Origin of the sequence: Bacillus sp. LBG-1-113 (assembly GCF_020708615.1) — a bacterium.
In the GTDB taxonomy this organism is placed as follows: domain Bacteria; phylum Bacillota; class Bacilli; order Bacillales; family Bacillaceae; genus Bacillus; species Bacillus mojavensis.
In genome coordinates this window covers 709,380-734,062 of the sequence record NZ_JAJFDG010000001.1, presented here as the reverse complement: position 1 = coordinate 734,062, position 24,683 = coordinate 709,380, and the positions used below count along the sequence as shown (strand labels likewise).

Sequence of the window (24,683 nt, the reverse complement as noted above, 5' to 3'; positions counted from 1 at the left end):
AGTTTAAAGCGGTCCTGAAATTCCCTGCTTGCGGATCATAATAAAGTGTGCGGCCATCAATCCAAACAATGCGGCAGGAAGAAAGAATACATGGATCGCAAAAAACCTAGTCAGCGTTTGGGCGCCTACAATATCCGGATGCCCTGCCAGGAGTGTTTTGACTTGCGTCCCGATTAAAGGAGTGGCTTCAGCGATCTGCAGTCCAACTTTTGTGGCAAACAGAGCCTTCATATCCCAAGGAAGCAAGTAGCCTGTAAACCCAAGCCCGAGCATAACAAAAAAGATTAACACACCGACTATCCAGTTCAGTTCCCGCGGCTTTTTATACGCCCCTTGGAAAAAGACCCTTAGCGTATGTAAAAACATCATCACAATGACCAAGCTGGCGCCCCAATGGTGCATCCCCCTGACAATCTGGCCGAATGCGACTTCATTTTGCAAATAATATACCGATTCCCAAGCATTTTTAATATCAGGCACATAATACATCGTTAAAAACATCCCGGACAACACTTGGATAACGGTTACAAAAAACGTCAGTCCCCCAAAGCAGTACACAAACGCAGAGAAATGATGGGCGGGATTCACATGTTCCGGCACTTCGTGATCGGCAATATCCCTCCACATCGGTGTAATATCAAGCCGTTCATCTACCCAGTCATAAATTTTGTTCAGCATGTCACCCTTCCCCCTTAGGCTTTGCTTTTCCAAGATACAGGAAGCCGTCTTTAACTTCTTGCTCGTAATGATCAAGAGGCGCAAGCGGCGGCGTGCCAGGGACATTGGTGCCGTCTTTTTCATAGAGTCCGTAGTGGCAAGGACAGAAAAATTTATTCGGGTTTTTAGGATCGCTGTTCCAGTTCACCGTACACCCCAAATGCTTGCAAATTGGTGAAAGTGCTACAATCTCATCCCCATTTTTGAAAACCCAAGCTGATCTCGATTCTTCCGACTCATACCAGGCATCGACTTGATTAATTTTGAAATCAAAGCGCTGCGGCTCTTTCGTCAGCTCATCTACGCTGACAACCTGAACCATGTCCTGCTTTCCTGTCGATTTTAATACCGGGTCGAGTGCAAAGCGAACCATAGGCATGAGCATACTAGCCGCCATAAACCCCCCTACGCCTGTTAGCGTATAATTTAAAAATTGACGTCTCGATATATCATGTCTTCCGCCCATCTCTTCTCCCCCCTCAAGGTCAACCCTGCAAACTGACTAAAATAGAAAATATTTCATAACTCTAGACACCCTCATAATATATGAATCTCTCAGCAAGGTCAATATAGCCAAAATATTGTTTATGAGGAAATGTAAGTGTTTTTACGAAGCGCTCCATAACTGTAACAAAACGTTCAAAATTTCAGCTGTGCGTTCATCTAATATTTTTCTTTTTAGGGAGTCATTTAAGTGCTCTAACGGTACAGAAGGCGCAACAATAATTTTCCCTAATGACTCTTCGCTTCTCCAATGATCATCAGCTGTCAGCAGTAGAACATGCTGAAAATCTGACTTGACCTCCTCCTGTAAATCTTTCAGCCCTTGAACAGTATTTTCATTTCTATCAACATATGTATAAGCAGGCAATAAATATACCCGTCCTTTTAACTGCCTTTCCAATTCTTCCGCAAGAAGCTGCGTAAATTCGCCTCTCTCTGCCGCTATTTTTATTTGGCTCCCCATTTTTATGTTAATTAATGGTATGACAGCGGTATCAATGTAATCTTTAGATTGTAAGTAGTCCTTGGCATCAGGCATTTTCCACCTCATCAACGTTCTCCCCTTTTTACGACAACAAGCCTTGCATTACGCTGCAAGGCTGGTCATGTTATGTGAGCTGATTCAATTGGCGCGATAATTGTTCAAATGCTACTTTATCATGACGATCAAGCGCATCGTCAATGTCTTTTAATAATTTTTCTCTTTGGAATGTAGAAATGGCGTGCTCCAGGATTTGTTCAGCCAGCCCCTGATCTTTTTTGTTTTCAAACAGATCTTTCGGAATGTGAGGGTTGGACTCCAGCACCGCCGCATACTCAGGAGAACTGTAGGCTGAACGGAAATTAAGCTGGATAAACAAATCCTGCTGTTTATTTAATCTAATATCATGAAAAGATTTTTCCGCGTCGGTTGTCATGACATTCTCTTTATAAAACCGAAACGGAACTTCTTCAACACAATGTGTTGACATTATAATGCCTCTCGGGCAAAATTCTGCCTGCTCCACAAAATGAACCTTTTCCATTAAAGAATCGTGGCTCATTAAGTAGTTCAAGATCCATACGCACTCTCTGCGTTTTAGCTGATAATGGTTTAAAAACCAACGGATAAAATCCTTTTTCTCATTGACAGAAACAGGGGTCTGCATGTAATTCCCTCCTCTATCGATCGTATAATCTATACTTATATGTTCCACATAAGCGGTTAAAATTCCTGCTTATCTCGAAAATTCATCCTCGATCCGCAAGATTATTTCTTCCAGCTCTTCATTTGCTCCGTCTATTTCGAGTACCTTTTTCAATAGCGGCAGCGCTTCTTGTTGAAGGCCTTCTTCTAATAAAAAGGTTGCATATTCGTATAAGAAATCTCTGTCCTCACGATAGTGAAGAAAAGCAGCTTCAAAGGATTGTTTTGCTTCTTCGTACTGCTCTAATTCGGTGTAAGCGCTGGCCAGATACCAATTGTATTTCGGATCTTCTTCCCCGTAGCCGCGCACCTCTTGTATCAGATCAATAATTTGCTCATAATCCTCTTCCTTATGATACACAGCAAGGAGAGTATGAAGTGCTTCGACGAAGCCAGGATCAAGAGCAAGCGCTTCCTGAAGAAGTTGTTTCCCGTCTTCTGATTTCCCGATTTTTAACGCCATCTTTGCGGCATAGAGGAAAAGCTCTTTGTTGTATTCATCATATCTGATACCCTCTTTTGCCGTATTTAATGCCTCTTCATACATCCCTTCAGCCTCATAGCTTTTTGAAAGCGGCATATAAAGTGATGAATAGGATGGATCAAGCTCTTTTAAATCGGACAGCTGTTTAATAGCCGTTTTGATCAGTCCGGCCTGTGAGGCTGTAAATCCATAGCCGAAAATTGTATTAGGGTCAGGATTCTCATCTACAGCTTTCTCATACCACGGAATGGCCTCCTCAAAATCTCCTGATGCACTTAGCGATTCTGCCAGCCTTTGGTGGACATTAACGCCACCGATCTCACTCTGCTCCCCAGCCGTTCTTTTAAAATATTGAACAGCTTTTGCATAGGCTCCTTGCGTAAAGTAAAGCTCGCCTAACGCAAAATCAATGATTGGTTCATTTTCAAGAATAGACTTTGCCTGTAAAAGCTTTTGCTCACTTACTTCGAACAGCCCCTGCATCTGATAAAGATCAGCCATGAGCAGCAGGCTTTCCGGATATGATGGGTCTGATTCCGGGATCGTTTCCAGCACAGCCAGCGCTTTTTCTTCTTCGTCAATATCTATTAAAAGTTCAGCATAAAAATTCGTCAGTTCTGTTTCATTCGGGTATAGATCATGCAAATCACTGATCAGTGAGATCGCTTTCTCTACATTTCCCCACTCGTAATAAAGCTGTGCTGCGATGGCTTTATCTTCATCATGAAGCTGTTTTTCGGCCTTCGAGAGGGTGTTGAGTCCCTTTTCTGTTTCTCCTGCTTCAACTAATTTTATGGCTTCTTGAATTAATGTATTCAAATCGGACCGGTCCTTTCTTTTCCTAACAACATCAACCATACATAAAAGTCTTATTTGTTCAGGGGTTAATCCTATCATAATTCAGGTGAAAAGCCCTCGGCAAATAAGATGCTTACACTGTACGTCAAGGAATTTCTGAGTCTTATTAGTTTATCAAAAGATCCTGCGATAGCAAAATAAAAAAAGGAAGATAGCCCTCTATTACAGTAAAGCAGCCTTTGACCTGCCGACTTGTAAGTAAAGCCCCCTCCCTCTTTTGAATTTTTATATTCCTCTATAAGACAGGCTATGTTTTTTTCCTTCAGTTTATGACTGATAAACAACTCGCACAACAAATCCTGAAGCATGAACTTCAGGATTTGTTTGAAAGCTTATTTAAATGATCAAAGAAGTTTGGATATGACACATGTATGGCGTCGGTCTGTCCGATCTCAATTGGCTCTTCTGTTAAACAGGAAGCTATACCCAGCATCATGCCGATCCGATGATCTCCATGACTGGATACTTTCGCGCCGCCTTTCAGAGTTTGTTTGCCGTATACCTTCATTCCATCTTCGGTCGGTTCAATCTCAGCACCGAGCTTTCGAAGCTCTGAAACAACCGTGTCGATACGGTTCGTTTCTTTCACTTTAAGCTCTGCGGCATCCTTAATAACTGTTGTTCCTTCCGCCTGAGTCGCTAGGAGCGCAATGATAGGTATCTCATCAATCAAGCGCGGAATAATATCTCCGCCAATTTCAACCGCTTTAAGAGATGACGTTTCAATGATCAAATCTCCATAGGGCTCTGCGCTTTCCTCAACAGACGGTATAATTTCAAGCTTTGCGCCCATGTTTTGAAGCACGTCGATGATACCGGTCCGAGTCGGATTTAACCCAACGTTTTTCAGTACAATTCTGCTGTTTGGAATCATTGCGCCAGCTGCAAGGAAAAACGCCGCTGAAGAAATATCTCCGGGAACAAAAATATCTGCAGCCGTAAGCTGCTGGCCGCCTTTTATGGAAACACTTGTCTTGTCCTCTGCCAGTTTCACTCCGAAAGCAGACAGCATCCGTTCAGTATGGTCTCTGGATTTATGAGGCTCGTTGACGGTGGTAGTCCCCTCAGCCTGCAACCCGGCAAGCAAAACAGCCGATTTAATTTGCGCGCTTGCCACAGGTGATACATAGTCAATGCCTTTTAATGTACCGCCGCTAACTGACAGCGGTGTAAATTCTCCGCCGGCTCTGCCGTCAATTTTAGCGCCCATTTGTTTCAGGGGCTCTGTTACACGTTTCATTGGACGTTTCGCAATGCTTTCATCCCCAGCTACCGCGCTGTAAAAAGGACGGCCCGCAAGGATTCCGAGCATCAGACGAATCGTTGTGCCTGAATTACCGACGTCTAACAGGCTTTCTGGCTCACGCAGGGAATCAATCCCTTTCCCGTGAATGACTACATCACTGCCGTTACGCTCAATTTGAACACCCATCTTCCTAAAGCAATCGATGGTGCTCAGACAGTCCGCTCCCGGCAGAAAATTTTTAACAGTTGTTGTGCCTTTCGCAAGCGCGCCAAACATAACAGAGCGGTGAGAAATGGATTTATCACCGGGTATATGTATTTCGCCGTTTAACGCCTGCACCTTTTCTCTTTTCATTGTTTTCCACCTCAATCAGCATAAAAAGTTTCATATTCCGCCCGGGCTTCTATGCACTGTTCGGCCCGTTTGCGGTCATCATCGGATTGAAAACTGATCCTTAAAATCCCGTTAATATCTTCTCTCGTTTCAATAATGCGGATATTCGTTATACTGATGCGTTCCGCAGCAAGTATAGCCGTTATCTCTGAAATTACACCAGGATGATCCGGCACGTCTACGTATAAATCATAAAATGCCGGTATAGCGCCCTTCTGCCGGAGAGGCAGTCCGTCACGGTAGTCCTTTGCCGTTTTAAAATAATTGAATAGTTTTTCGGCATCCCCATGCTCTACATATGCCCGGATCGTTTCAATTTCACGAGTCCACTCATCAAAACGATCTAAAATCTTATCTTTATTATGTAAAAGAATATCACGCCACATTGCAGGACTGCTTGATGCAATCCGGGTAATATCCCGAAAACCGCCGGCTGCAAACCGCTTCACAAGCGGATAAAGCTCTTCCGAGTGATGGGTCTGATGCACAAGACTGGCTGCAACAATATGCGGAAAATGGCTGATCACGCTCGTTACGCCATCATGCTCTTCAGGCGACATTTCTACAAATTGGGCATTCGTCCCTTGCAGCAAATATTTTAACTGATCAACGGCTTGTCTGTCCGTTTTATGGCCTGGGGTTAAAATATAAAACGCATTTTCAAACAAAAATTCCTTTGCGGCAGCAACTCCTGATTTATGCGAGCCTGCCATTGGATGCCCTCCGACAAATTGGTAGCCGGCAGGCAGCACTTGATCGGCGTAATGAACCACTTTTTGCTTTGTGCTTCCTACGTCAGTAATCAAAAGCGAATGCTTAATTCCTGAATGAGCCAGTTCATCAAGCATAAGCAGCGTTTGCGCAACAGGTGTGGCGATAATAACGGTTGCAGCTTTTTTCGCGCCGTCAATAAACGAATCAGCACTCTCATCTATCACACCTAATTTTAAAGCAGCCACCACCTGCTCATCTGAGATGTCGACCCCAATAATGCGTTTTTCCGGATGTTTTTTTTTGATGGCTAACGCAATAGAACCGCCTATCAATCCGAGACCGGCGAGCAATATTGTATCTTTGATTTGATTCATTCGTCATCACCTGTTCATAGACTAAAGAGGTGATACTTGATCACCTCTTATAAAATTTCAGCTAAAGTTGCAAGAATTTCCTCGTTTTGCTCTTTCGTCCCGATCGTAATCCGGAGTGAAGTCGGGAATCCTAATGCATTTCCTGATCGGACTATATAACCTTTTTGCAGCAATGCCTGAAACAACTCATCAGACGGGCGGTTAAAGTCTATTAAAACAAAGTTTGTCTGTGAAGGGTAGCACTTTAATCCGTGCGTTTTCGCAAAATCATAATACTGCTGAAGGCCTGCTTGATTTTTCTCGATGCAAAAGGCGATAAATTCTTGATCGTCAAGCGCTGCAATCGCTGCTGCCTGCCCAAGACGGCTGGTGTTAAACGGCTCTCTGGCCGGCTCTATTTGGCGGATCAATTTTTCGTCAGCAATGCCGTATCCAACTCTAAGCGCCGCCAGACCGTAAGCCTTTGAAAACGTGCGCAATATCATAAGATTGGGATACGTATTCAAAAGCGGGATGCTTTCCGGGTAATCCTCAGCTGTTACATATTCATAATATGCTTCGTCAAGAACAACGAGGACACGAGAAGGAACACGCTCCAGAAAAGAAATCAATTCTCCCTCAGCTGTATAAGTGCCAGTCGGGTTGTTCGGGCTGCAAATCCAAACAACTTGAGTCTGTTCGTCAATCGCTTCAAGCATCGCGTCTAAGTCATGAGAGCCGTCAGCACGAAGGGCAATTTCACGAACTTCAGCGCCTTCAATCACCGCATTATGCTTATATTGCGGAAAAGTCGGGGCTGCTGCAATCGTGTTTGTTTTGTCGTTTAAAAAAGCCCGGCATAAAATTTGAATGATTTCATCTGAACCATTGCCGAAAATAAGTGATGTTTCGCTGACATTGAGGTGCTCACTAAGCCTTGTCCGCAAAGCGGCGCTATACCCATCGGGATATAACGCAAGCTGTTGAATTTCATGATGAAGCGCCTCTTTTGCAGCTTCCGAACAGCCATACGGATTTTCGTTTGATGCAAGCTTCACGACTTTATCCAAACCATATTCAGCTTTTACTGCTTCAATTGGTTTACCCGGCTGATAAGGCTTCAGTTGTTTTAAATGTTCTTTGATACGCAAATCCAGTCACCTCATTTTAAACTGTACAAACCGCCAAACATCTTCGCGTAATCTTCAAACTCCTGCACTGCACGATCTCTCGTCTCAATGCTGATGAGCCGATCCTTTAATTCTTCTATCTTTTTGACGAGCGCACTTCCCACTACGACACCGTCACAGATTTCATTCATCTTGACCACCTGCTCGCGGCTGGAAATACCAAACCCTACAGCAACCGGCACAGAGCTGAGATTCTTCACTGTCCGGATAAATGGATAAGCTGATGAATTGAACTCATTTCGGACACCGGTCACACCTAACGAAGATACACAGTAGACGAAGCCCTCGGCTTGTTCAATAATGGTCTTCAAACGGCTTTCGCTTGTCGGTGCAACTAAAGAAATATACGTTACCTCGTGGGTTTTGCATTCCGCTTGAAGGCTGGCGCTTTCTTCTAAAGGCAGATCCGGAACAAGCAGGCCGTCTATATGATTTTCCCGCAGTAAAGCGAAAAAGTATTCTTTGTTCAATTGTAACACAGGATTATAATACGTAAAGAGGATAATAGGAATATTAACGCCACTTTTTTTCATTTTTCCGCCTAATTCAATCGCCTTTACAATATTCATCCCATTTTCAAGCGCCCGTTTTGAAGCCCGCTGAATCACCGGACCGTCTGCCAGCGGATCTGAGTATGCTACACCAATCTCAAGTGCCGTGGCTCCCGCTTTTTGGAGAGACTTAGCCAGTTCGATTGAAACTTCTGGCAACGGATCACCCGCTGTAATAAACGGAATAAACAGTTTTTCCGACTGGGCCTGGTCTATGTTAAACATCCGCTTTCACCTCATCTTCCAATACGTTCATTAATGTGTTGACATCCTTATCTCCTCTTCCTGATAAACAGACGAGGATAGTTTGATCTCGGTCCATCTCTTTTGCGATTTTGAATGCCTTCGCTAATGCATGAGCAGATTCGATCGCTGGTAAGATTCCTTCTTTTTCTGACAATAGTTTTAACGCATCTACTGCTTCTTCATCAGTTATGCTATCGTATGTGACACGGCCGCTTTTATGCAAATAGGCGTGCTCCGGACCAATTCCCGGATAGTCAAGCCCTGCTGAAATTGAATAAGGCTCAATGATTTGACCGTACCCGTCTTGAATGAGGTAAGTGAGCGAACCGTGAATCACGCCTATGGTTCCTTTCGTAATGGTAGCGGCATGAAGCGGGGTATCAATTCCTTTCCCTGCCGCTTCAGCACCGATCAGTTCAACCTTTTCGTCTAAAAATGCCTGAAACATGCCTATCGCATTACTTCCGCCGCCTACGCAGGCAACGACTTTATCAGGCAGCGATCCCTCAATATTTTGCAGCTGATCCTTCGCTTCCTCTCCGATCATTTTTTGAAATTCCCGGACAATTTGCGGGTAAGGGTGTGGCCCGACAACCGATCCGATCATGTAAAAATGATCCTCACAATGCTGAACCCAATAGCGGATGGCCTCATTTGTCGCATCCTTCAGTGTCCCGTTTCCGCTTGTAACCGGCACAACCTCCGCTCCAAGAAGCTTCATTCGGAATACGTTCAGAGACTGGCGGGCGACATCCTCCTCACCCATAAATACAATGCAGGAAAAACCAAACTTTGCAGCAACTGTCGCGGCGGCTACCCCGTGCTGCCCTGCACCTGTTTCTGCAATGATTTTCGTTTTGCCCATTTTTTTTGCAAGCAATGCCTGGCCTAAAGCATTGTTGATTTTATGAGAGCCTGTATGGTTTAAATCTTCTCTTTTTAAATAAATTTTAGCGCCGCCTAAATGCTCTGTGACTCGATCGGCATATGTTAATGCGGTTGGCCTGCCGGAATATTCCGCTAACAGCTTCTGATATTCTTCCCGAAAAGCCGGATCATCCTTTATTTCCTTAAATGCTTTTTCAATTTCTTCTAACGGCTGCATAAGAGTTTCCGGAACAAATTTCCCGCCAAAATCGCCGTATCTGCCTATTTCATTTGGATATGGATACATACTGTTTCACCCTTTCTTCTAAGAGCCTAATCAGGTTGACATCTTTTTGTCCGTTCTTTTCTATTCCGCTGGCAAGATCGACGCCGCCCGGTTTCCATTTCAATAAGTCTGCGATTGTGTCGGGATTCACACCGCCTGCGATGAAGCACCGTTTCCCCGTTTGTTCAGCTTTCTGCTGATATTCCGGCACACACTCCCAAGCAAAAGCCACTCCAGTCCCGCCTCTTGCACCTTTTACAGATGAGTCAATCAAAAAACCGTCTACACAATCGTTATAGCGATCCATATCCTGAATCGTTGTGCTGTTATGATGGAGCGCCTTCCATATTTCACAATGTGTCAGAAGGCGAAGGGCTTCAGCATCCTTCGGTGTCTCATCACCGTGAAGCTGGATGACGTCTAGTTGCAATTCGTACACTATACGGGCAATCGTTCCCACCGTTTCATTCACAAAAACGCCGACAATCTGTTTTCCGGTGCGAACTTGGCTCAGCCACTTTTTCACATCTGCAGTGGATACTTTTCGTTTACTGTCAGCAAAAATAAAGCCCAAATAATCTGCCTGTGAATCCGCTGCAAGCCGCAGATCCTGCAGTGACCGTATACCGCAATACTTTAATGCCGGTTTTTTCATCTCTTCACTCCCCATACAAAGCATGGATTGCTTTTTGCTGTGAATGTTGTCTCATCAAAGACTCACCGATCAGAACAGCTCGGGCCCCATGTTCCTTAACAAATGTTAAATGTTCTAGAGTACCAATGCCGCTTTCACTGACAAGCAAGCATTCTTTCGGAACGAGGGATGCAATCTGTTTCGTCTGCTCGAGTGAAGTTTCAAATGTTTTTAAGTTTCGATTATTAATACCGAGAATATCAGGGGTGAATACCTTTACTATTTGTTCAAGCGTCGTTTGATCATGAACCTCAACTAACACGTCCATTTCCTTTTCCTTTGCTTCGAGATACAACTCGTGAAGCTGTACGGGATCAAGCACCTCGCCGATTAACAATATGGCATCTGCTCCGATTCTCTTTGATTCCTCCACTTGAATAGAATCAATAATAAAATCTTTTCTCAACACAGGAATCGAAACAGCACGCTTTACGTCTGATAAATACCTGTTTTTCCCTTGAAAAAACGGAAAGTCAGTTAAAACAGAAAGCGCGTCTGCCTGCGCAGCTTCATAGTCTTTCGCAATCCGCTCAGGAATAAAATCTTCTTTAATGAGCCCTTTTGACGGCGACGCTTTTTTGACTTCGGCAATCAATCCGATAAAACGGTTTGCGTCAGCCAGCGCCTCTTTAAAAGACCGTTTTTCAAAGGGCTGCTCTTCTGACAGGATAAGAGTTTTGACTTCTTCTTTTTTTTGATTGATTATGTTTTCAAGCATAGATCTCTTCCTCTTTCTGTTTCAGTCTGTCGAGCTGCGCTGCGGCACCTCCGCTTGTAATCGTTTCTAACGCAAGCTCCGTTCCTTCCTTCAGTGTTTCGACAATACCCGCCGTGTATATCGCAGCGCCGGCATTAAAGGCTGTAATATATAAAGCTGATCGGCTGCTTTTATTTTCAAAAATATTCTGAATCAAATGAGCGCTTTCTGTCGGTGACTGCACCTGTATATCTTCAAGTCTGCCATTTTTGAAGCCGAAGTCCTCGGGTGAAACTGTATATTCCCGGCGCTCTCCATCCTTGATCTCAATCACATCGGTCGGTGATGTAACCGAAAGCTCATCTAAACCGTCACGGCTTGCTGCGAATAGTACATGCTTTGGCTGAAACATTTCGAGTGCGCTTGCCATCAATCCCGCTTTTTCAGCAGAATAGACCCCAATCACCTGACGCTTCGCCTGCAAAGGATTGCTGAGCGGTCCGAGCAGATTAAAAATCGTTCTGAATCCGAGCTCTTTTCTTGTGCCCGCTACATGTTTCATGGACGAATGATAAAGCGGCGCAAAGAGAAATCCCATGTTATTTGTTTCAATGCTGACTCTGACTTCTTCAGGTGTGGTTTGGATTGGAATCCCAAGCTCTTCAAGAACGTCGGCGCTTCCACTTTTAGAAGATACGGAGCGATTGCCGTGCTTAGCAACTTTAGCTCCTGCTGCTGAAGCAACGATTGCCGATGCCGTTGAAATGTTAAAGGTAGAGATGCCGTCACCGCCTGTTCCGCATGTGTCAACCACATCAGGAAGTCCGTCTACTGTAAGGGCATGTGTCCGCATGGCCTTCACAAAGCCCGCCAGCTCCTCTGCAGTTTCGCCCCGATGAGCCAGGATTGACAATATACCACCCATTTCAGAAGCAGTCATTTCTGCTGTTATCATCATATTCATAAGCGCTTCAGCTTCAACCGCAGTAAGTGTCTTTCCGTCAACGCACATTTGCAGAAATTGGTTCATCCGCTTCATCCCCCTTGCTACGAAACATGTCTTCAGCAATATGAATTGTTTTCAGCAGTGCGCCCGCTTTGTTGCAGCTTTCCTCATATTCAGCTTCCGGCTCAGAATCAGCAACAATACCTGCTCCAGCCTGTATCGATGCCACACCGTTTTTTACGCTCATGGTGCGGATCGTAATACAGGAGTCGATATTCCCGTCAAATCCGATGTAGGCGATACAGCCGCCGTATGTCTCCCTCGGTGTTGGCTCCAGTTCATTTAAAAGCTGCATGGCACGGATTTTTGGGGCCCCGGTTAAAGTTCCCGCGGGAAAAGCTGACATTAGCGCATCGACAGGGTGAACGCCCTCTTTCAGCCTTCCTGTGACGACTGAAATGATGTGCATGACATGTGAAAATGAAACAATCTTTGTGAACTCCGGCACAGCAACCGATCCATACTCCGCCACTCTGCCGATATCGTTTCGAGCTAGATCAACGAGCATATAATGCTCTGCTTTTTCTTTTTCATCTTTCATGAGCTCAATTTTGAGTTTTTCATCTTCCTTTTTGTCTGCGCCTCTTTTTCTTGTTCCGGCAATCGGATGGATTTCCAAATGCCCGTCTTGAACATGGATTAACCGTTCCGGAGAGCTGCCGACAATCTCTCTGTCCGGGAGTTTTATATAGTACATATAGGGCGAGGGATTGACGATTCGCAGCACTCTGTACAATTCGAAGGAATCTGCTGTTATCGGAATCTCAAATTTTTGCGACAGAACACCTTGAAAGATGTCGCCTGCTTTTATATATTCTTTGATCTTTTCTACATCTGCCATAAACGCTGTTTTTTCGTAGTTTGAAGATACTGTATCGAAACTAGGTGTTTTATATGACTCAGATGAAAGAAACAGTTCTTGGATGTTTTTTTGATCCATCATCTTATCAATGAGGCCTTGGAGCTCTCGGTGATTTTTATTAAACACAGCAATTTTTTCAGCTTCAGTTTCTTGTCCATTCAATCTGGCATACTGAATAAAGTGGACGTTTTTTGTTTCATGATCATAAGCAATTAATGTGCTGCAAACAAACAGCATACACTTTTCAAATTCCGTTTCCTTTCTGTGGCGAGGAACAGATGGTTCAATCATCGGAATCATATCATAACTTAAATACCCGACAGCTCCGCCGACAAAGGGAATGGCAAGCTCTGGCGTTTTGATTTTGTATGCTGCAGTCATCCAATCCAGAACCTCTTTCAATTCTTTTCCAGTGTAAAGGGATCTGCCATTCTCATCTTGAGCAGTAAAATCATTTTGCTGTTCTTTGATCGTGAGAAATGGCTGAAGGCCGATGAACGAATATCTGGACCAATTTGATGTGTCATCCTTGCTTTCTAGAAGGTAAGTGATCTTCCTGTCCAGCTGCTCGATCATTTGGATAGGTGTCAGTGTGTCAACTGTGAATGTCTCCACAATCGGTATGGTGCGGTAGGACATGCTGTCCTCTAAAAATGCAGAAATGTTTGATTGGAAATTCATTGCTCTCACTCCCTATGGCAAGGAGAATGAGAAGAAGGCATGAGAGGGAAAATCAAGATATAACAAATAAACCCAAAAGAAAGGCTTCTTTTGGGTAGAATAAACATACATGTCTCAGCTCAACTAGACTCATTCTCTGCTACCCTATTCTCTAACTCAACTCATTCACTAAGCTTTATACACACTCTTGTGTATTTCTAAGCTGTTCTTATCGTATTACAATTCATTATTTTTTGTCAATGATAAATCGGGTCTTAATACGACCGCTTTTTCCAAATAGACATGTCTGATTTGATGCTGAGGAACATCAGTCTGAACAGTCATCATAACCCTTATACATTTTTTCAGCCCGCCAGTAACATCCATTTCCTGCATGCATGTCACCGGTACATACTGCCAGCCAGAAAGCTCGCGCACAGCTTTTGCCGGAAAAACAGAGTGCAGGTCAGGCGTCGCCGATAGAAGCATTTGAACAACATCTTCCGGCTTTGTTTTGTTTTCTTCTATCATTTTCTCTAACAGCTGTTTGGTTTTTTGTAAAATTTCTTCTTCAGTGTCCTGTTCTACTGTAGTTGCTCCGCGAATTCCACGAATCATCATGATGTCTCCTCCATTCGCCATTTGTTCAGCCAGCTCTCAAGTTCATCTCTCGAAAACGTATGGTCGGCGACTTTTCCTAACTCTTTGAGAATGATGAATTGAATCATACCGCCGCGGGTTTTTTTATCATTCATCATACGGTCTAAAAGCACGGAAGTTGCCGTTTCTTTTTTTATGCGGCTTGGATAGCCCAGGTTCTTAAACCAGCTGACTAAACGATTTCTGTCCATTTCACAGCCGGCTTCCTGTTCACTTATATATAAAGCAAACTGCATACCGAGTGCTACCGCATCACCGTGGGTGATCTGTCCGTAGCCATACTCCGCCTCAACTGCGTGGCCAAGCGTATGCCCAAAGTTAAGAAAGGCTCTGATTCCTTCTTCCTTTTCATCCTGCTGAACGACAGACGCTTTAATCGAAATGCCTTTAAAAATCATATCATTCAGCTGCTCGCTGGTAATATCGTTCAGTGAGTGAATATCCAGCAGGTCTTTCAGGAATGCTTTGTCATAAATAAAAGCATGTTTAATCACTTCAGCCATCCCAGACCGAAGCTCTTTTTCCGGAAGGGAACGGAGGAAGTCCGTATCGTAGAGCACGGCTTTTGGCTGATAAAATGCGCCGATCATATTTTTCCCAAGCGGATGGTTTACCGCTACTTTTCCTCCGACCGCGCTGTCATGCGCCAAAAGCGTTGTAGGCATTTGAATGAAATCGATGCCGCGCATAAAAGTGGCAGCCACAAATCCAGCAAGATCTCCTACAACACCGCCTCCAAAAGCGATGATGCATGAGGAGCGATCCATATGAAATCGAATCGCTTCACTCTGCAGTTTCGTATACATATCCATTGATTTCGCCTGCTCTCCGCTCGGCACCGTCACTTTTTTGACAGGCCATTTTTCTTCCAGCAGGTGAAGCATTTCATCACCGTACAGGCGATCCACTTCTTCATCGGTAACAAGCATAATGCGTGTGAATGGCCTGTTTAGCGAGGTTAATAGTTCGCAAGCCTTTTTTCTGATTCCTTGTCCGATAAATACAGGATATGAAGAGGAAGCGGTTTGAACATGCAGTGTTCTCATTAAAATTCCCTCGACAGTTTTCTCATATTCTCCACGTTTTCTCTAATGCGGTCAATTTGGTCTAAGCCGAATTGTTCAACAACAGCGTTGGCAATTTCCCATGCAACAGCAGCTTCGGCCACTACACTTGCCGCTGGCACTGCGCAGCTGTCTGAACGTTCAATGCTTGCAGAAAACGGTTCTTTCGTTTCAATATCCACACTTTTCAGCGGTTTATATAATGTCGGAATCGGCTTCATGACTCCGCGGACAACGATTGGCATTCCTGTCGTCATGCCGCCTTCCAAACCGCCAAGTCTGTTCGTAGCACGATTATATCCTTTTTCTTCGTCCCAAATGATCTCGTCATGAACCTCGCTACCATTTCTCCCGGCCGCTTCAAAACCGATGCCGAATTCCACACCTTTAAATGCATTAATAGATAGTACTGCCGCAGCAAGCTTGCTGTCCAGTTTACGGTCATAATGAACATAGCTGCCCACGCCCACCGGCATTCCTTCAACAATCACTTCCACAATTCCGCCGATGGAATCTCCGTTTGCCTTCGCTTCGTCAATGGCATCCATCATTTTTTTGCCTGCTTCTTCATCGTAGCATCTGACAGGAGACTCTTCAGTCACACGCTTCAAGTCATCAATTGAAGTATAATCCGTTTTTTCAGCCTTAACTGCCCCGATCTGTAATACGTGGCCCGCTACCTTAATGCCAAGCTCAGAAAGGATCTTTTTAGCGACAGCGCCTGCCGCCACTCTTACGGTCGTTTCACGTGCTGAAGAGCGCTCAAGCACATTTCTCATATCACGGTGGTTATATTTAATCGCACCGTTTAAATCTGCGTGTCCCGGTCTCGGTCTGGAAATTTGGCGTTTCATTTCCTTTTCTTCTTCTTCTGTAATCGGAGCCGCACCCATAATTTTAGTCCAGTGTTTCCAATCGTTATTTTCTACCACAAGAGCAATTGGTGAACCAAGTGTGCGGGCATGGCGCACCCCGCTCATAATTTTCGCCTGGTCCTTTTCGATCTGCATGCGGCGCCCGCGGCCATGGCCTTTCTGGCGTCTGGCAAGCTCAAAGTTAATATCTTCCTCAGTTATGTAAAGCCCCGCAGGCACACCTTCAATAATGGTTGTCAATTGGGGGCCGTGTGATTCACCGGCTGTTAAATATCTCATGACTTCTTCTCCCTTCATCGCATTAACGCTTTTAAGTAAAACTACTATAACATATTTTTCGGTAAAAAGTCAGTCTATCTTTTTTGATAAAAGAATGTATCCGCGGGAGAAAGGCCGAATTTCTCAGGATTAAAAATCTGCTCTGTGCTGCCGACAAAGAGAACCCCATTCTTTTTTAAGCTATGTGCCATTTTTAAATACAGTTCTTCCTTTGCGTTTTCTGTAAAATAAATAAAAACATTGCGGCACACAATCAAATCAAAGTCTTGCTCGTAGCGATCCGCAAGCAAATTATGTTTTTGAAACCTAATGTTCTTCTTTATGTCATGTTTCACTTCATAGCTCTTATCAGCGTTTTGAGTAAAATAACGATCCTTCACAGAAGACGGCACTTCTTGCAAAGACCGCTCCTGATACACGCCTTTTTTCGCTTTTTCCAATGCTTTATCATCTATATCAGTGGCCAAAATCTGATAGCCTGGGAGACCTTTCTGCTGATCTAAAATCATTGCGAGCGTATACGGCTCCTCCCCTGTAGAGCATGCCGCGCTCCATATTTTTAAAGGCTTCGAATGTTTGATTAAAGGCAAAATAGCCGTTTCAAGAACTTCCCATCTTTTATAATTACGATAAAATTCTGAAACATTAATCGTCATTCTGTCTAACGTTTCATTTAAAAGCACCTGATCCTTTTCTAATGCCGCTGCAAAATCCTTAAAGCTTTGAAAACCTTTCTTCTCATAAAGGGATGTCAGCCTTCTCTTCATTTGCGCTTCTTTGTATAAAGTTAAATCAACTCCGGTTAATTGCTTCCATTTGGTTGTAAATACGCTGTATGTATCCATCTCTTCTCTCCTAGTCTCGCTGTCTTTTGTCCTAGTATAGCTTGTTTTATCAGGAAATTGTATTGTTTCAAATAAAAAAATCAGCTTTTCAGCTGATTTCAGATAATTGGTAAAGACATGGTTGGCCCCCCTGCCGTTTACCCATATATTCAAGTCAATGTAAACCTTTACAAAAAAGCCGAAACCAGCGATATGGATATGCCAGTTTCGGCTTTTTCAGCAATGATTAATAGATCCAGCCTGTCATGAGTTGTTGATATGATACTAACTCTTCATCCTTAAAGAAAATATGAATCTCACGCTCAGCGCTTTCAAGAGAATCAGAGCCGTGGATAATATTTTTTCCGACAAACATGCCGAAATCCCCGCGAATGGTGCCTGGCGAAGCTTCTTTAGGGTTTGTTTTTCCAATCAGCTGCCTGGTCACTTCAACGACATTTTCGCCTTCCCACACCATCGCAAAAACAGGTCCGGAAGTAATAAACTCAACAAGCTCTCCAAAGAAAGGCTTCCCTTGATGTTCAGCGTAGTGTTTCTCAGCCATTTGTTCGGTTACTCTCATCAGCTTTGCGCCAGCTAATTGTAAGCCCTTACGTTCGAATCTAGATAAAATCTCCCCGATCAGCTGCCGTTGGACACCGTCCGGTTTCACCATGATAAAAGTCTTTTCCATCACATTCTCCACCCCATCATATGTATAGGCTTTCACATTGCACACCGAAATCGTAACATCTTTCAGATAATTAATCAATCCGGGGCGGAGAATTTTCTTAATATCTACAAAAATTTAAAATTTTCTTTTGCCGATATATTTTGCGATGGCTGCAAGAGAAGAACGCGCACGCCCTCTCGGAAGCGTGTTTAGCTTTTGGAAAGCTTTTTGCAAATACATCTCGCTTACTGCCATTGATGCTTCAATTGCATCTGTTTTTTTGATCTCTTCAATAATAGGCGCAAGCTGTTCTTGTGTGGTCTCGCTGTTAATTAACTTAAGCTGATTCTTTAAAGCTGGGTTTTTTAATGCATATAGGACAGGCAATGTAACATTTCCTTGAAGCAAATCGCCTCCAACCGGTTTACCCAGTTCTTCTTCAGTTGAAGTAAAATCAAGAATATCATCAATGATTTGATAAGACATCCCGACATAATATCCAAACCAGTAGAGCGCCTTATGAATCTTTTCTTCAGCTCCGGACGCAATAGCCCCCAGCTGGCAGCTGACAGCGATAAGAAGCGCAGTTTTTCTTTTTATGCGCCGCAGGTATGTTCTGAGATTCTGTTCCATGTTGTATTTGTCTTTGATTTGTTCAATCTCTCCGAGACACACTTCAACAATGGTCTGCGACAAAATCCGGTGAGCTTTCGGCTCATTAATTCTCGTCATCAATTCAAGAGACCCGGCAAGCATATAATCGCCTGTATACATCGCAATCCGGTTATCCCATTTTGCTTTGATCGTCGGCTTTCCTCGGCGAAGCTCCGCATCGTCAATAACATCATCATGAACCAACGATGCCATATGAATCATTTCCAGAGTGACAGCCACATATTTAATCTTATTGATATCGTAATCGCCAAACATGCCGGAAAGCAGAACGAAGACAGGCCGAATCCGTTTGCCTCCTGCCTGCAATAGATGAAGACCCGCCTCGCTCAAAAGCGGATAATCGGAGCGAACGGTTTGTTCAAGCTCCCTTTCAATTACATCAATATCGTCATTTAAAAAAGAGTAGGCCATTTTAAATTTCATATCATTCACCCAACATCTGTGTTTTCATTTCCATCCGATATGCGTGGCAGCGACTCCGCCAGTAAACGAATGATATTTGACATTTTTCAGACCCGCCTCTTCAAACAGGCCTGCCAGTTCCTTCATACCAGGGAATTCCCTGGCTGACTCTTGGAGCCATGAGTATTCTTTATAGCTTTTTGCAAACAGCTTCCCGAAAAACGGCATAATATACTTAAAGTACATAAAATAAGCCTGTTTAAATCCAAACATTTCAGGCTGTGAGGTTTCCAGGCATACCACTTGTCCGCCAGGCTTCACCACACGTCTCATTTCTTTCAGTACAGTCAAATAATCAGGTACATTACGCAGTCCGAAACCAATTGTTACATAATCAAATGTATTATCATCAAAAGGGAGCTCCATTGCATTTCCGTGCAGCAGTTCGATTTGACTGAAGCCGCCGTCTTTTACTTTCTGTTTGCCGACGCTCAGCATGTTTTCGCTGAAATCCAAGCCCTTTATCTCACCGGTTTTACCGGCTGCTTTTGCAAGAGCAATCGTCCAGTCGGCTGTTCCGCAGCAAACATCGAGAGCTTTGGCGCCTTCTTTTACACCCATAATGCGCATCGTTTTATCACGCCATTTTTTGTGCTGCTGAAAACTGATGACAGAGTTCATTTGGTCGTAGTTTTTATATATTTTTTCAAATACTCCGTGTACCCGCTGTTCTTTTGAGTCCTGCATAATGGTTACCCTTCTTCCACTTTCTGATGATAAGTTTGATCTTGGCTGATTGTTTTCAGGCGGTTTAATAAAATATGTTGAATAGGTGAGCTTAGAGGTAGAAGTGACTCAATGCTGTTCTTTGCTTTTTTAAAACACTCTTCTAGCATCTCTTCTTTTGTTTTCCCCAGCTGTATAACACTGCCGAGCACATCTAAAAATGTATCATTTCCGTTCATAAGCCGCTTATATACAAAAAAATCACTCGATAGCTTCTTCCAGCGCGGGAGATTGAAATGTTCAGACACCCGATGGAATAAAGCTGATTCAACGATGCCGACACTTTCGAAAAAATGGTGTTCGTCCTTTATCGATCGATCATACAGACGAATTTTATGTTCATTGATTTCTTTAATTGCTGTAGCGAGCGTTCTAATCATATAGATATCCTTCATTTCAGAGAGTAATGAATAGTACAGTCCGCTGAAATAATCGCCTGCAAGAACAGTCAATTGGCGGTTCTTGTTTTCGTCTCGTTTTATGACTCTGGCTGTCGTTACTTCATCATGGGTATCAAGGGCGCTTTGTACAAGCATCGCTGTTACAATATAGTTTTCTCTGTCATTGTGTTTTATGTCGGCTTCCTCAAATAATGCATGAAAAAGAAGAAGCTTATCCTCATCAATCTTAGGCGCAGAAATATGCTTCGCTAAATAGGGATGAGACAGCTTTTGTTTTATTTTCGTGTTTAGATTGGCTAAAGTTCCGTAGATGTCTTGCAAAAATATCACCCTTGTCCCCAAATTCACATTTATTTCTAAATCATATGTATGAGTTTTATTTTGTCATAAGATTACGCAGGTATCATTATAGCATAAAAAAAACAAATTGGCTGTATCCGCCCGCTGTTTGAGAGCATTTGCTTTGAAAACAGCGGGGACAGCCAGCTTATTTTTTTTCGCTTTTCATTTCTCCGTATGCGGTTTGAATGAGCGCCTCTCCTCTGACTTTAATGGCAGAAGTATGCTCTGTAAACTGAGCAATGATCACTTCTCCCTTGTCGAGTTTTTCGGAATGGTGAAACTTAGTGTCCGTTCCCCTTGTCAGGCCGATCACATTCACTCCATCCTCAATTGCCTTAATGACGACAAAATCGCTTGAATGCTTTTCGTTCATTTATAGCACCCTCTATCTTTATTAGTCCTGGCGTTTAATATGTTCCAATACTTCTGAACGTGCAGCAGCATCATCTTTGAAAATGCCTCTGACAGCTGAAGTGACTGTTTTGGCGCCCGGCTTTCTTACGCCCCGCATTGTCATGCACATATGTTCCGCTTCAACAACAACCATTACGCCATGCGGATCAAGCGTTTCTACGATGCTTTCTGCAATTGTAGAAGTGATGCGCTCCTGAAGCTGCGGGCGCTTTGCAACTGCCTCAACGGCACGCGCCAATTTGCTGAGCCCTGTGACTTTTCCGCCCCGCGGTATATATGCAACATGTGCTTTTCCGTAAAAAGGAACAAGGTGATGCTCACACATAGAATGAAACGCGATATCTTTTACAAGAACAAGCTCTTCATGGTCTTCCCCGAAGATAGTCTGGAAATGTTCTTTAGGATCTTCATTCAAGCCGGAGAATACTTCGGCATACATCTTTGCGACTCGTTTCGGAGTATCAAGAAGCCCTTCTCTGTTTGGGTCCTCTCCGATCGCTTCTAAAATTTGACGAACAGCTTGTTCGATTTGTTCTTTATTAACTTCTTTCATGTTCTGTGTCCTCCACCAATGAATACATTTAATTTCGATTCTAGCACATATGCCCCGCTAAAAGCAAAGTGAATGCACACGCTCCTAAAAAATGAAAAGCCCCTTAAGAAGGGGCTTTTCTGTGAAGAAATATAGTGTATGTAAGCTAGATGCATACACGATCTATATTCACAATTATTTTCCGGCAACTGCGTCTTTAAGCGCTTTACCTGGTTTGAAAGCAGGTACTTTGCTTGCTGGAATTTCGATTTCTTCACCTGTTTGAGGGTTGCGTCCTTTACGTGCAGAACGTTCACGCACCTCGAAGTTACCAAAACCGATCAGTTGGATTTTATCACCGTTTTTAAGTGCATCTAAGATCGTATCAAAAACAGAGTCAACTGCTTTTGTCGCGTCTTTTTTAGACAATTCGCTTGCTTCCGCAACCGCATTAATAAGTTCTGTTTTGTTCATGCCTTTCACCTCCTCCCAAAAGGAATACTCAGTTCGTTTATTATCATTTCTTCACAGTTCAGTCTGATTCTAAACCTGCCTGAGAAAAAAATCAGACAAGCAAGAGAAAGACAATTAAACGGCTTTTAAGAAAAACTGCACTCCAAGGAAGGTTTGTCCATCAGAGTGAAGAATTTCTGTATGTAGAGTAACACATATAAAAAGCCATATCAAGCATTTTAAAGCGTCAATCCCTTGCTCGTCAAGGATTTAACGTGATTTACCGAACAAATATTCCTTTTTTTCCTTTTTTCATCCTATTCCTTGATCCTTTTCCAATATTAAGAGCAAAGAAAAAAGACCTCCTATTCTATAAAGAGGTCTTCCCGCATTACAGGATAATGGCGATTAAGCCGCCTGATCCTTCGTTTATGATTCTTTCTAATGTTTCTTTTAATTTATATCGTGCGTTTTCAGGCATCAGTGACAGCTTTGCCTGAATCCCTTCTCTCACAATAGAGCTGAGTGATCTGCCAAAAATGTCAGAGTTCCAAATTGAAAGCGGATCATCCTCAAAGTCCTGCATTAAGTAGCGTACCAGTTCCTCGCTTTGTTTTTCAGTTCCGATAATCGGAGCGAATTCGCTTTCGACATCCACTTTGATCATATGGATTGACGGTGCGACAGCTTTCAATCTCACGCCAAACCTGGAGCCTTGCCGTATAATTTCCGGCTCATCCAGACTCATGTCAGTTAAAGCAGGCGCTGCAATGCCGTATCCCGTCTGTTTGACCATTTTTAAGGCGTCAGACACCTGGTCATATTCCGTTTTCGCATGGGCAAAATCCTGCATCAGCTCTAGCAAGTGGTCTCTGCCCCTGATTTCAACGCCTACCACTTCTTTTAAGATTTGATCATATAAATGGTCCGGCGCATACAAATCAATTTCTGCAACCCCTTGGCCGAGCTCAATCCCTGCTAATCCGGCACTTTCAATAAACTCAAACTCGCTGAATTGACCGACAACCCTGTCGACATCACGGAGCCGTTTAATATCCTTAACAGTTTCCTTTACTGACTCCTGATAACTCTCGCGAAGCCAATGGTTTTCTTTCAGCACCATGACCCAGCTTGGGAGATTTACATTTACTTCAAGCACCGGAAACTCATAAAGAGCCTCTCTGAGAACATTGAGTACATCGTTTTCACGCATACTTTCTACACTCATTGCCAAAACAGGGATATCGTATTTCTCGCTTAAATCCTGGCGCATCGCCTCTGTTTCCGGGTGATACGGTTTTACTGAGTTAATGACCATAATAAAGGGTTTTCCGACTTCTTTCAGCTCTTCAATGACTCTTTCTTCTGCCTCTATATAGTCACTTCTGGCGATATCACCAATCGTGCCGTCTGTCGTAATGACCACTCCGATGGTCGAATGCTCTTGAATCACCTTCCGCGTTCCGATTTCAGCAGCCTCATGGAACGGGATTGGTTCTTCGTACCAAGGCGTATTAATCATCCGCGGGCCGTTTTCATCCTCGTATCCTTTTGCACCCGGCACTGTGTAGCCTACACAATCTACTAATCTTATATTGACATCGAGTCCGTCTGATACATGAACAGACATCGCCTGATTCGGAACAAATTTAGGCTCTGTAGTCATAATCGTTTTTCCGGCTGCGCTTTGCGGCAGTTCATCCTGCGCACGTGCCCGGTCTGCTTCATTGCTGATATTCGGGAGCACCACAAGCTCCATAAATTTCTTAATAAACGTGGATTTCCCTGTACGGACAGCACCAACGACTCCTAAGTATATATCGCCTCCTGTTCGTTCAGCGATATCCTTGAAAATATCGACCTTTTCCAAGTGATCCCCTCCCGGACTTCCTATCCTTATCAATTTTATTAACCTTTTTCAATCAAACACAGGACACTATATGTGTATGACGTTGTCCTATTTCAATATGACATCTTTAGAAAATTTTTCATCCTTAATCTATTAAAGTATAAGAAAACCTTTCTCCCTATTTGTATGCAAGGGAGAAAGGTTCATTCCTTTTTTATATCATTTTCTAAAAAAACAGGTTCTTGTTTGTCATTAACGGTATATTTCACTGAAAATACGGGGACGAAAGGCGTCTCTTCCCATATCATGTCCTGTATTTCCGTTCCGGGTTTAAACGTTTTTTTGCTTTTTTTGAGACAGGAAACGAGCTCTGTCCGATAGTCGGCATAAATTTCTCCGTCTCCGTCAATCATAAGCGGCAGGGAATTTCCTGAGATTGGGCTTGTGACAGAAAGAGAGTCAGCCTCCCCTAGTTTTTTCCCATCTAGTGTAAACAAGTCCCATGCTAATACATCCTGATATGGCGGATATTTATGTTCTTGGCGGTACATTTGAACGCGCAATTTGATATCACGTATTTTTTCTGCCATCTTTACATCAATCAGTTTAACAGTCGGATTGTCCTCTACATCGACAAGCACATATTGATAGTCTCCGCCGCTTTCATATGCCGTGCTTGGAGGTTCGGCCATATATCTCGGCGCTAAACGGTTAAAATCTATCGGATATTTTTGATAAAGCGGTGTTGACATATCTTTTGTTTGAATCGGTAGCAGTCCTCCGTTTGCCTTTTGAAATTCATCAACGGCAGATTGAACCAGCTTTAATTGGTCCTGATATGGAGTGGCTTGTACACTGCTTTTCCGCTCATGTGGATATAAACATCCTGATAAGAAAATCACTGCTACAAAGATCATAGCGCACTTCAGTTTAACCATAC

At 43.5% G+C, this 24,683-nt stretch carries 27 protein-coding genes; all 27 read right to left on the bottom strand.

The window, feature by feature from the left end:
• Positions 1 to 3: 3 nt before the first annotated feature.
• The 27 genes from qcrB to LJF29_RS03830 all read right to left on the bottom strand — a co-directional run bounded on the left by qcrB (position 4) and on the right by LJF29_RS03830 (position 24,681).
• Positions 4 to 678: a menaquinol-cytochrome c reductase cytochrome b subunit gene (gene qcrB, locus LJF29_RS03960; protein WP_003225560.1), complete on the bottom strand. Its 675-nt coding sequence runs from the start codon at positions 676 to 678 to the stop codon at positions 4 to 6.
• Position 679: 1 nt separating this feature from the next.
• The gene (locus LJF29_RS03955) at positions 680 to 1,183 is read right to left on the bottom strand and encodes a ubiquinol-cytochrome c reductase iron-sulfur subunit (RefSeq protein WP_010334725.1); all 504 of its coding nucleotides are present in this window, start codon (positions 1,181 to 1,183) and stop codon (positions 680 to 682) included.
• A gap of 141 nt (positions 1,184 to 1,324) precedes the next feature.
• On the bottom strand, positions 1,325 to 1,771 hold the full coding sequence (locus LJF29_RS03950; protein WP_229147084.1) for a YpiF family protein: 447 nt from the start codon (positions 1,769 to 1,771) through the stop codon (positions 1,325 to 1,327).
• 58 nt (positions 1,772 to 1,829) lie between these two features.
• Positions 1,830 to 2,369, bottom strand: coding sequence for a ReoY family proteolytic degradation factor (locus LJF29_RS03945; protein WP_229147080.1), 540 nt, complete (start codon positions 2,367 to 2,369; stop codon positions 1,830 to 1,832).
• Positions 2,370 to 2,438: 69 nt separating this feature from the next.
• Complete coding sequence (locus LJF29_RS03940; protein WP_229147078.1) at positions 2,439 to 3,710, bottom strand: tetratricopeptide repeat protein; 1,272 nt, start codon at positions 3,708 to 3,710, stop codon at positions 2,439 to 2,441.
• Between the two features lie 352 nt (positions 3,711 to 4,062).
• Positions 4,063 to 5,349 carry a 3-phosphoshikimate 1-carboxyvinyltransferase gene (aroA, locus tag LJF29_RS03935; RefSeq protein ID WP_229147074.1) on the bottom strand — a complete coding sequence of 429 codons (1,287 nt, stop codon included), beginning with the start codon at positions 5,347 to 5,349 and terminating at the stop codon, positions 4,063 to 4,065.
• A gap of 11 nt (positions 5,350 to 5,360) precedes the next feature.
• On the bottom strand, positions 5,361 to 6,476 hold the full coding sequence (locus tag LJF29_RS03930; RefSeq protein ID WP_029441341.1) for a prephenate dehydrogenase: 1,116 nt from the start codon (positions 6,474 to 6,476) through the stop codon (positions 5,361 to 5,363).
• Positions 6,477 to 6,523: 47 nt separating this feature from the next.
• Positions 6,524 to 7,606: a histidinol-phosphate transaminase gene (hisC, locus tag LJF29_RS03925; RefSeq protein WP_229147073.1), complete on the bottom strand. Its 1,083-nt coding sequence runs from the start codon at positions 7,604 to 7,606 to the stop codon at positions 6,524 to 6,526.
• 11 nt (positions 7,607 to 7,617) lie between these two features.
• Positions 7,618 to 8,421 (bottom strand): tryptophan synthase subunit alpha, encoded by an 804-nt coding sequence (gene trpA / locus LJF29_RS03920; RefSeq protein WP_010334730.1) that lies wholly within the window; start codon positions 8,419 to 8,421, stop codon positions 7,618 to 7,620.
• On the bottom strand, positions 8,414 to 9,616 hold the full coding sequence (gene trpB / locus LJF29_RS03915; protein WP_229147071.1) for a tryptophan synthase subunit beta: 1,203 nt from the start codon (positions 9,614 to 9,616) through the stop codon (positions 8,414 to 8,416). Before trpB ends, trpA begins: the two co-directional genes overlap by 8 nt.
• Complete coding sequence (locus tag LJF29_RS03910; RefSeq protein WP_229147069.1) at positions 9,597 to 10,250, bottom strand: phosphoribosylanthranilate isomerase; 654 nt, start codon at positions 10,248 to 10,250, stop codon at positions 9,597 to 9,599. The genes trpB and LJF29_RS03910 overlap by 20 nt, the downstream gene beginning before the upstream one ends.
• Positions 10,251 to 10,254: 4 nt before the next feature.
• Positions 10,255 to 11,007, bottom strand: a complete 753-nt coding sequence (gene trpC, locus LJF29_RS03905) for an indole-3-glycerol phosphate synthase TrpC (RefSeq protein ID WP_229147068.1) — start codon at positions 11,005 to 11,007, stop codon at positions 10,255 to 10,257.
• Entirely contained in the window at positions 11,000 to 12,016 is a 1,017-nt protein-coding gene (trpD, locus tag LJF29_RS03900; RefSeq protein ID WP_229147064.1) for an anthranilate phosphoribosyltransferase, read from the bottom strand. Before trpD ends, trpC begins: the two co-directional genes overlap by 8 nt.
• Positions 11,988 to 13,535, bottom strand: coding sequence for an anthranilate synthase component I (gene trpE, locus LJF29_RS03895; RefSeq protein ID WP_229147063.1), 1,548 nt, complete (start codon positions 13,533 to 13,535; stop codon positions 11,988 to 11,990). The genes trpD and trpE overlap by 29 nt, the downstream gene beginning before the upstream one ends.
• A gap of 216 nt (positions 13,536 to 13,751) precedes the next feature.
• Positions 13,752 to 14,135, bottom strand: coding sequence for a chorismate mutase (aroH, locus tag LJF29_RS03890; protein ID WP_029441343.1), 384 nt, complete (start codon positions 14,133 to 14,135; stop codon positions 13,752 to 13,754).
• Positions 14,132 to 15,220 (bottom strand): 3-dehydroquinate synthase, encoded by a 1,089-nt coding sequence (gene aroB / locus LJF29_RS03885; RefSeq protein ID WP_229147061.1) that lies wholly within the window; start codon positions 15,218 to 15,220, stop codon positions 14,132 to 14,134. The genes aroH and aroB overlap by 4 nt, the downstream gene beginning before the upstream one ends.
• Positions 15,220 to 16,392, bottom strand: coding sequence for a chorismate synthase (gene aroC, locus LJF29_RS03880; RefSeq protein ID WP_229147060.1), 1,173 nt, complete (start codon positions 16,390 to 16,392; stop codon positions 15,220 to 15,222). The genes aroB and aroC overlap by 1 nt, the downstream gene beginning before the upstream one ends.
• Positions 16,393 to 16,466: 74 nt before the next feature.
• On the bottom strand, positions 16,467 to 17,237 hold the full coding sequence (cheR, locus tag LJF29_RS03875) for a protein-glutamate O-methyltransferase CheR (RefSeq protein WP_168749454.1): 771 nt from the start codon (positions 17,235 to 17,237) through the stop codon (positions 16,467 to 16,469).
• 226 nt (positions 17,238 to 17,463) lie between these two features.
• Positions 17,464 to 17,913: a nucleoside-diphosphate kinase gene (ndk, locus tag LJF29_RS03870; protein WP_081720834.1), complete on the bottom strand. Its 450-nt coding sequence runs from the start codon at positions 17,911 to 17,913 to the stop codon at positions 17,464 to 17,466.
• Between the two features lie 111 nt (positions 17,914 to 18,024).
• Positions 18,025 to 18,987 (bottom strand): heptaprenyl diphosphate synthase component II, encoded by a 963-nt coding sequence (gene hepT, locus LJF29_RS03865; protein ID WP_229147059.1) that lies wholly within the window; start codon positions 18,985 to 18,987, stop codon positions 18,025 to 18,027.
• Between the two features lie 24 nt (positions 18,988 to 19,011).
• Positions 19,012 to 19,713 carry a demethylmenaquinone methyltransferase gene (gene menG, locus LJF29_RS03860; RefSeq protein ID WP_029441346.1) on the bottom strand — a complete coding sequence of 234 codons (702 nt, stop codon included), beginning with the start codon at positions 19,711 to 19,713 and terminating at the stop codon, positions 19,012 to 19,014.
• A gap of 5 nt (positions 19,714 to 19,718) precedes the next feature.
• Positions 19,719 to 20,474 carry a heptaprenyl diphosphate synthase component 1 gene (gene hepS, locus LJF29_RS03855; protein WP_010334743.1) on the bottom strand — a complete coding sequence of 252 codons (756 nt, stop codon included), beginning with the start codon at positions 20,472 to 20,474 and terminating at the stop codon, positions 19,719 to 19,721.
• Between the two features lie 166 nt (positions 20,475 to 20,640).
• Positions 20,641 to 20,868 carry a trp RNA-binding attenuation protein MtrB gene (mtrB, locus tag LJF29_RS03850; protein WP_024121871.1) on the bottom strand — a complete coding sequence of 76 codons (228 nt, stop codon included), beginning with the start codon at positions 20,866 to 20,868 and terminating at the stop codon, positions 20,641 to 20,643.
• Between the two features lie 21 nt (positions 20,869 to 20,889).
• Positions 20,890 to 21,462, bottom strand: a complete 573-nt coding sequence (gene folE, locus LJF29_RS03845) for a GTP cyclohydrolase I FolE (protein ID WP_010334745.1) — start codon at positions 21,460 to 21,462, stop codon at positions 20,890 to 20,892.
• A 174-nt stretch (positions 21,463 to 21,636) separates the two neighbouring features.
• Entirely contained in the window at positions 21,637 to 21,915 is a 279-nt protein-coding gene (gene hbs, locus LJF29_RS03840) for a non-specific DNA-binding protein Hbs (protein WP_003153447.1), read from the bottom strand.
• Between the two features lie 370 nt (positions 21,916 to 22,285).
• On the bottom strand, positions 22,286 to 23,764 hold the full coding sequence (gene spoIVA, locus LJF29_RS03835; protein WP_010334746.1) for a stage IV sporulation protein A: 1,479 nt from the start codon (positions 23,762 to 23,764) through the stop codon (positions 22,286 to 22,288).
• Between the two features lie 182 nt (positions 23,765 to 23,946).
• Positions 23,947 to 24,681 (bottom strand): hypothetical protein, encoded by a 735-nt coding sequence (locus LJF29_RS03830; protein ID WP_229147057.1) that lies wholly within the window; start codon positions 24,679 to 24,681, stop codon positions 23,947 to 23,949.
• Positions 24,682 to 24,683: the final 2 nt, after the last annotated feature.

Excerpts from the sequence above, each read along its gene's own strand:
- qcrB (WP_003225560.1), bottom strand. The coding sequence starts at position 678 with ATGCTGAACAAAATTTATGACTGGGTAGATGAACGGCTTGATATTACA.
- LJF29_RS03955 (WP_010334725.1), bottom strand. The coding sequence starts at position 1,183 with ATGGGCGGAAGACATGATATATCGAGACGTCAATTTTTAAATTATACG.
- LJF29_RS03950 (WP_229147084.1), bottom strand. The coding sequence starts at position 1,771 with ATGAGGTGGAAAATGCCTGATGCCAAGGACTACTTACAATCTAAAGAT.
- LJF29_RS03945 (WP_229147080.1), bottom strand. The coding sequence starts at position 2,369 with ATGCAGACCCCTGTTTCTGTCAATGAGAAAAAGGATTTTATCCGTTGG.
- aroA (WP_229147074.1), bottom strand. The coding sequence starts at position 5,349 with ATGAAAAGAGAAAAGGTGCAGGCGTTAAACGGCGAAATACATATACCC.
- LJF29_RS03930 (WP_029441341.1), bottom strand. The coding sequence starts at position 6,476 with ATGAATCAAATCAAAGATACAATATTGCTCGCCGGTCTCGGATTGATA.
- trpA (WP_010334730.1), bottom strand. The coding sequence starts at position 8,421 with ATGTTTAACATAGACCAGGCCCAGTCGGAAAAACTGTTTATTCCGTTT.
- trpB (WP_229147071.1), bottom strand. The coding sequence starts at position 9,616 with ATGTATCCATATCCAAATGAAATAGGCAGATACGGCGATTTTGGCGGG.
- LJF29_RS03910 (WP_229147069.1), bottom strand. The coding sequence starts at position 10,250 with ATGAAAAAACCGGCATTAAAGTATTGCGGTATACGGTCACTGCAGGAT.
- trpC (WP_229147068.1), bottom strand. The coding sequence starts at position 11,007 with ATGCTTGAAAACATAATCAATCAAAAAAAAGAAGAAGTCAAAACTCTT.
- trpD (WP_229147064.1), bottom strand. The coding sequence starts at position 12,016 with ATGAACCAATTTCTGCAAATGTGCGTTGACGGAAAGACACTTACTGCG.
- trpE (WP_229147063.1), bottom strand. The coding sequence starts at position 13,535 with ATGAATTTCCAATCAAACATTTCTGCATTTTTAGAGGACAGCATGTCC.
- aroH (WP_029441343.1), bottom strand. The coding sequence starts at position 14,135 with ATGATGATTCGTGGAATTCGCGGAGCAACTACAGTAGAACAGGACACT.
- aroB (WP_229147061.1), bottom strand. The coding sequence starts at position 15,220 with ATGAGAACACTGCATGTTCAAACCGCTTCCTCTTCATATCCTGTATTT.
- aroC (WP_229147060.1), bottom strand. The coding sequence starts at position 16,392 with ATGAGATATTTAACAGCCGGTGAATCACACGGCCCCCAATTGACAACC.
- cheR (WP_168749454.1), bottom strand. The coding sequence starts at position 17,237 with ATGGATACATACAGCGTATTTACAACCAAATGGAAGCAATTAACCGGA.
- hepT (WP_229147059.1), bottom strand. The coding sequence starts at position 18,987 with ATGAAATTTAAAATGGCCTACTCTTTTTTAAATGACGATATTGATGTA.
- menG (WP_029441346.1), bottom strand. The coding sequence starts at position 19,713 with ATGCAGGACTCAAAAGAACAGCGGGTACACGGAGTATTTGAAAAAATA.
- mtrB (WP_024121871.1), bottom strand. The coding sequence starts at position 20,868 with ATGAACGAAAAGCATTCAAGCGATTTTGTCGTCATTAAGGCAATTGAG.
- folE (WP_010334745.1), bottom strand. The coding sequence starts at position 21,462 with ATGAAAGAAGTTAATAAAGAACAAATCGAACAAGCTGTTCGTCAAATT.
- hbs (WP_003153447.1), bottom strand. The coding sequence starts at position 21,915 with ATGAACAAAACAGAACTTATTAATGCGGTTGCGGAAGCAAGCGAATTG.
- LJF29_RS03830 (WP_229147057.1), bottom strand. The coding sequence starts at position 24,681 with ATGGTTAAACTGAAGTGCGCTATGATCTTTGTAGCAGTGATTTTCTTA.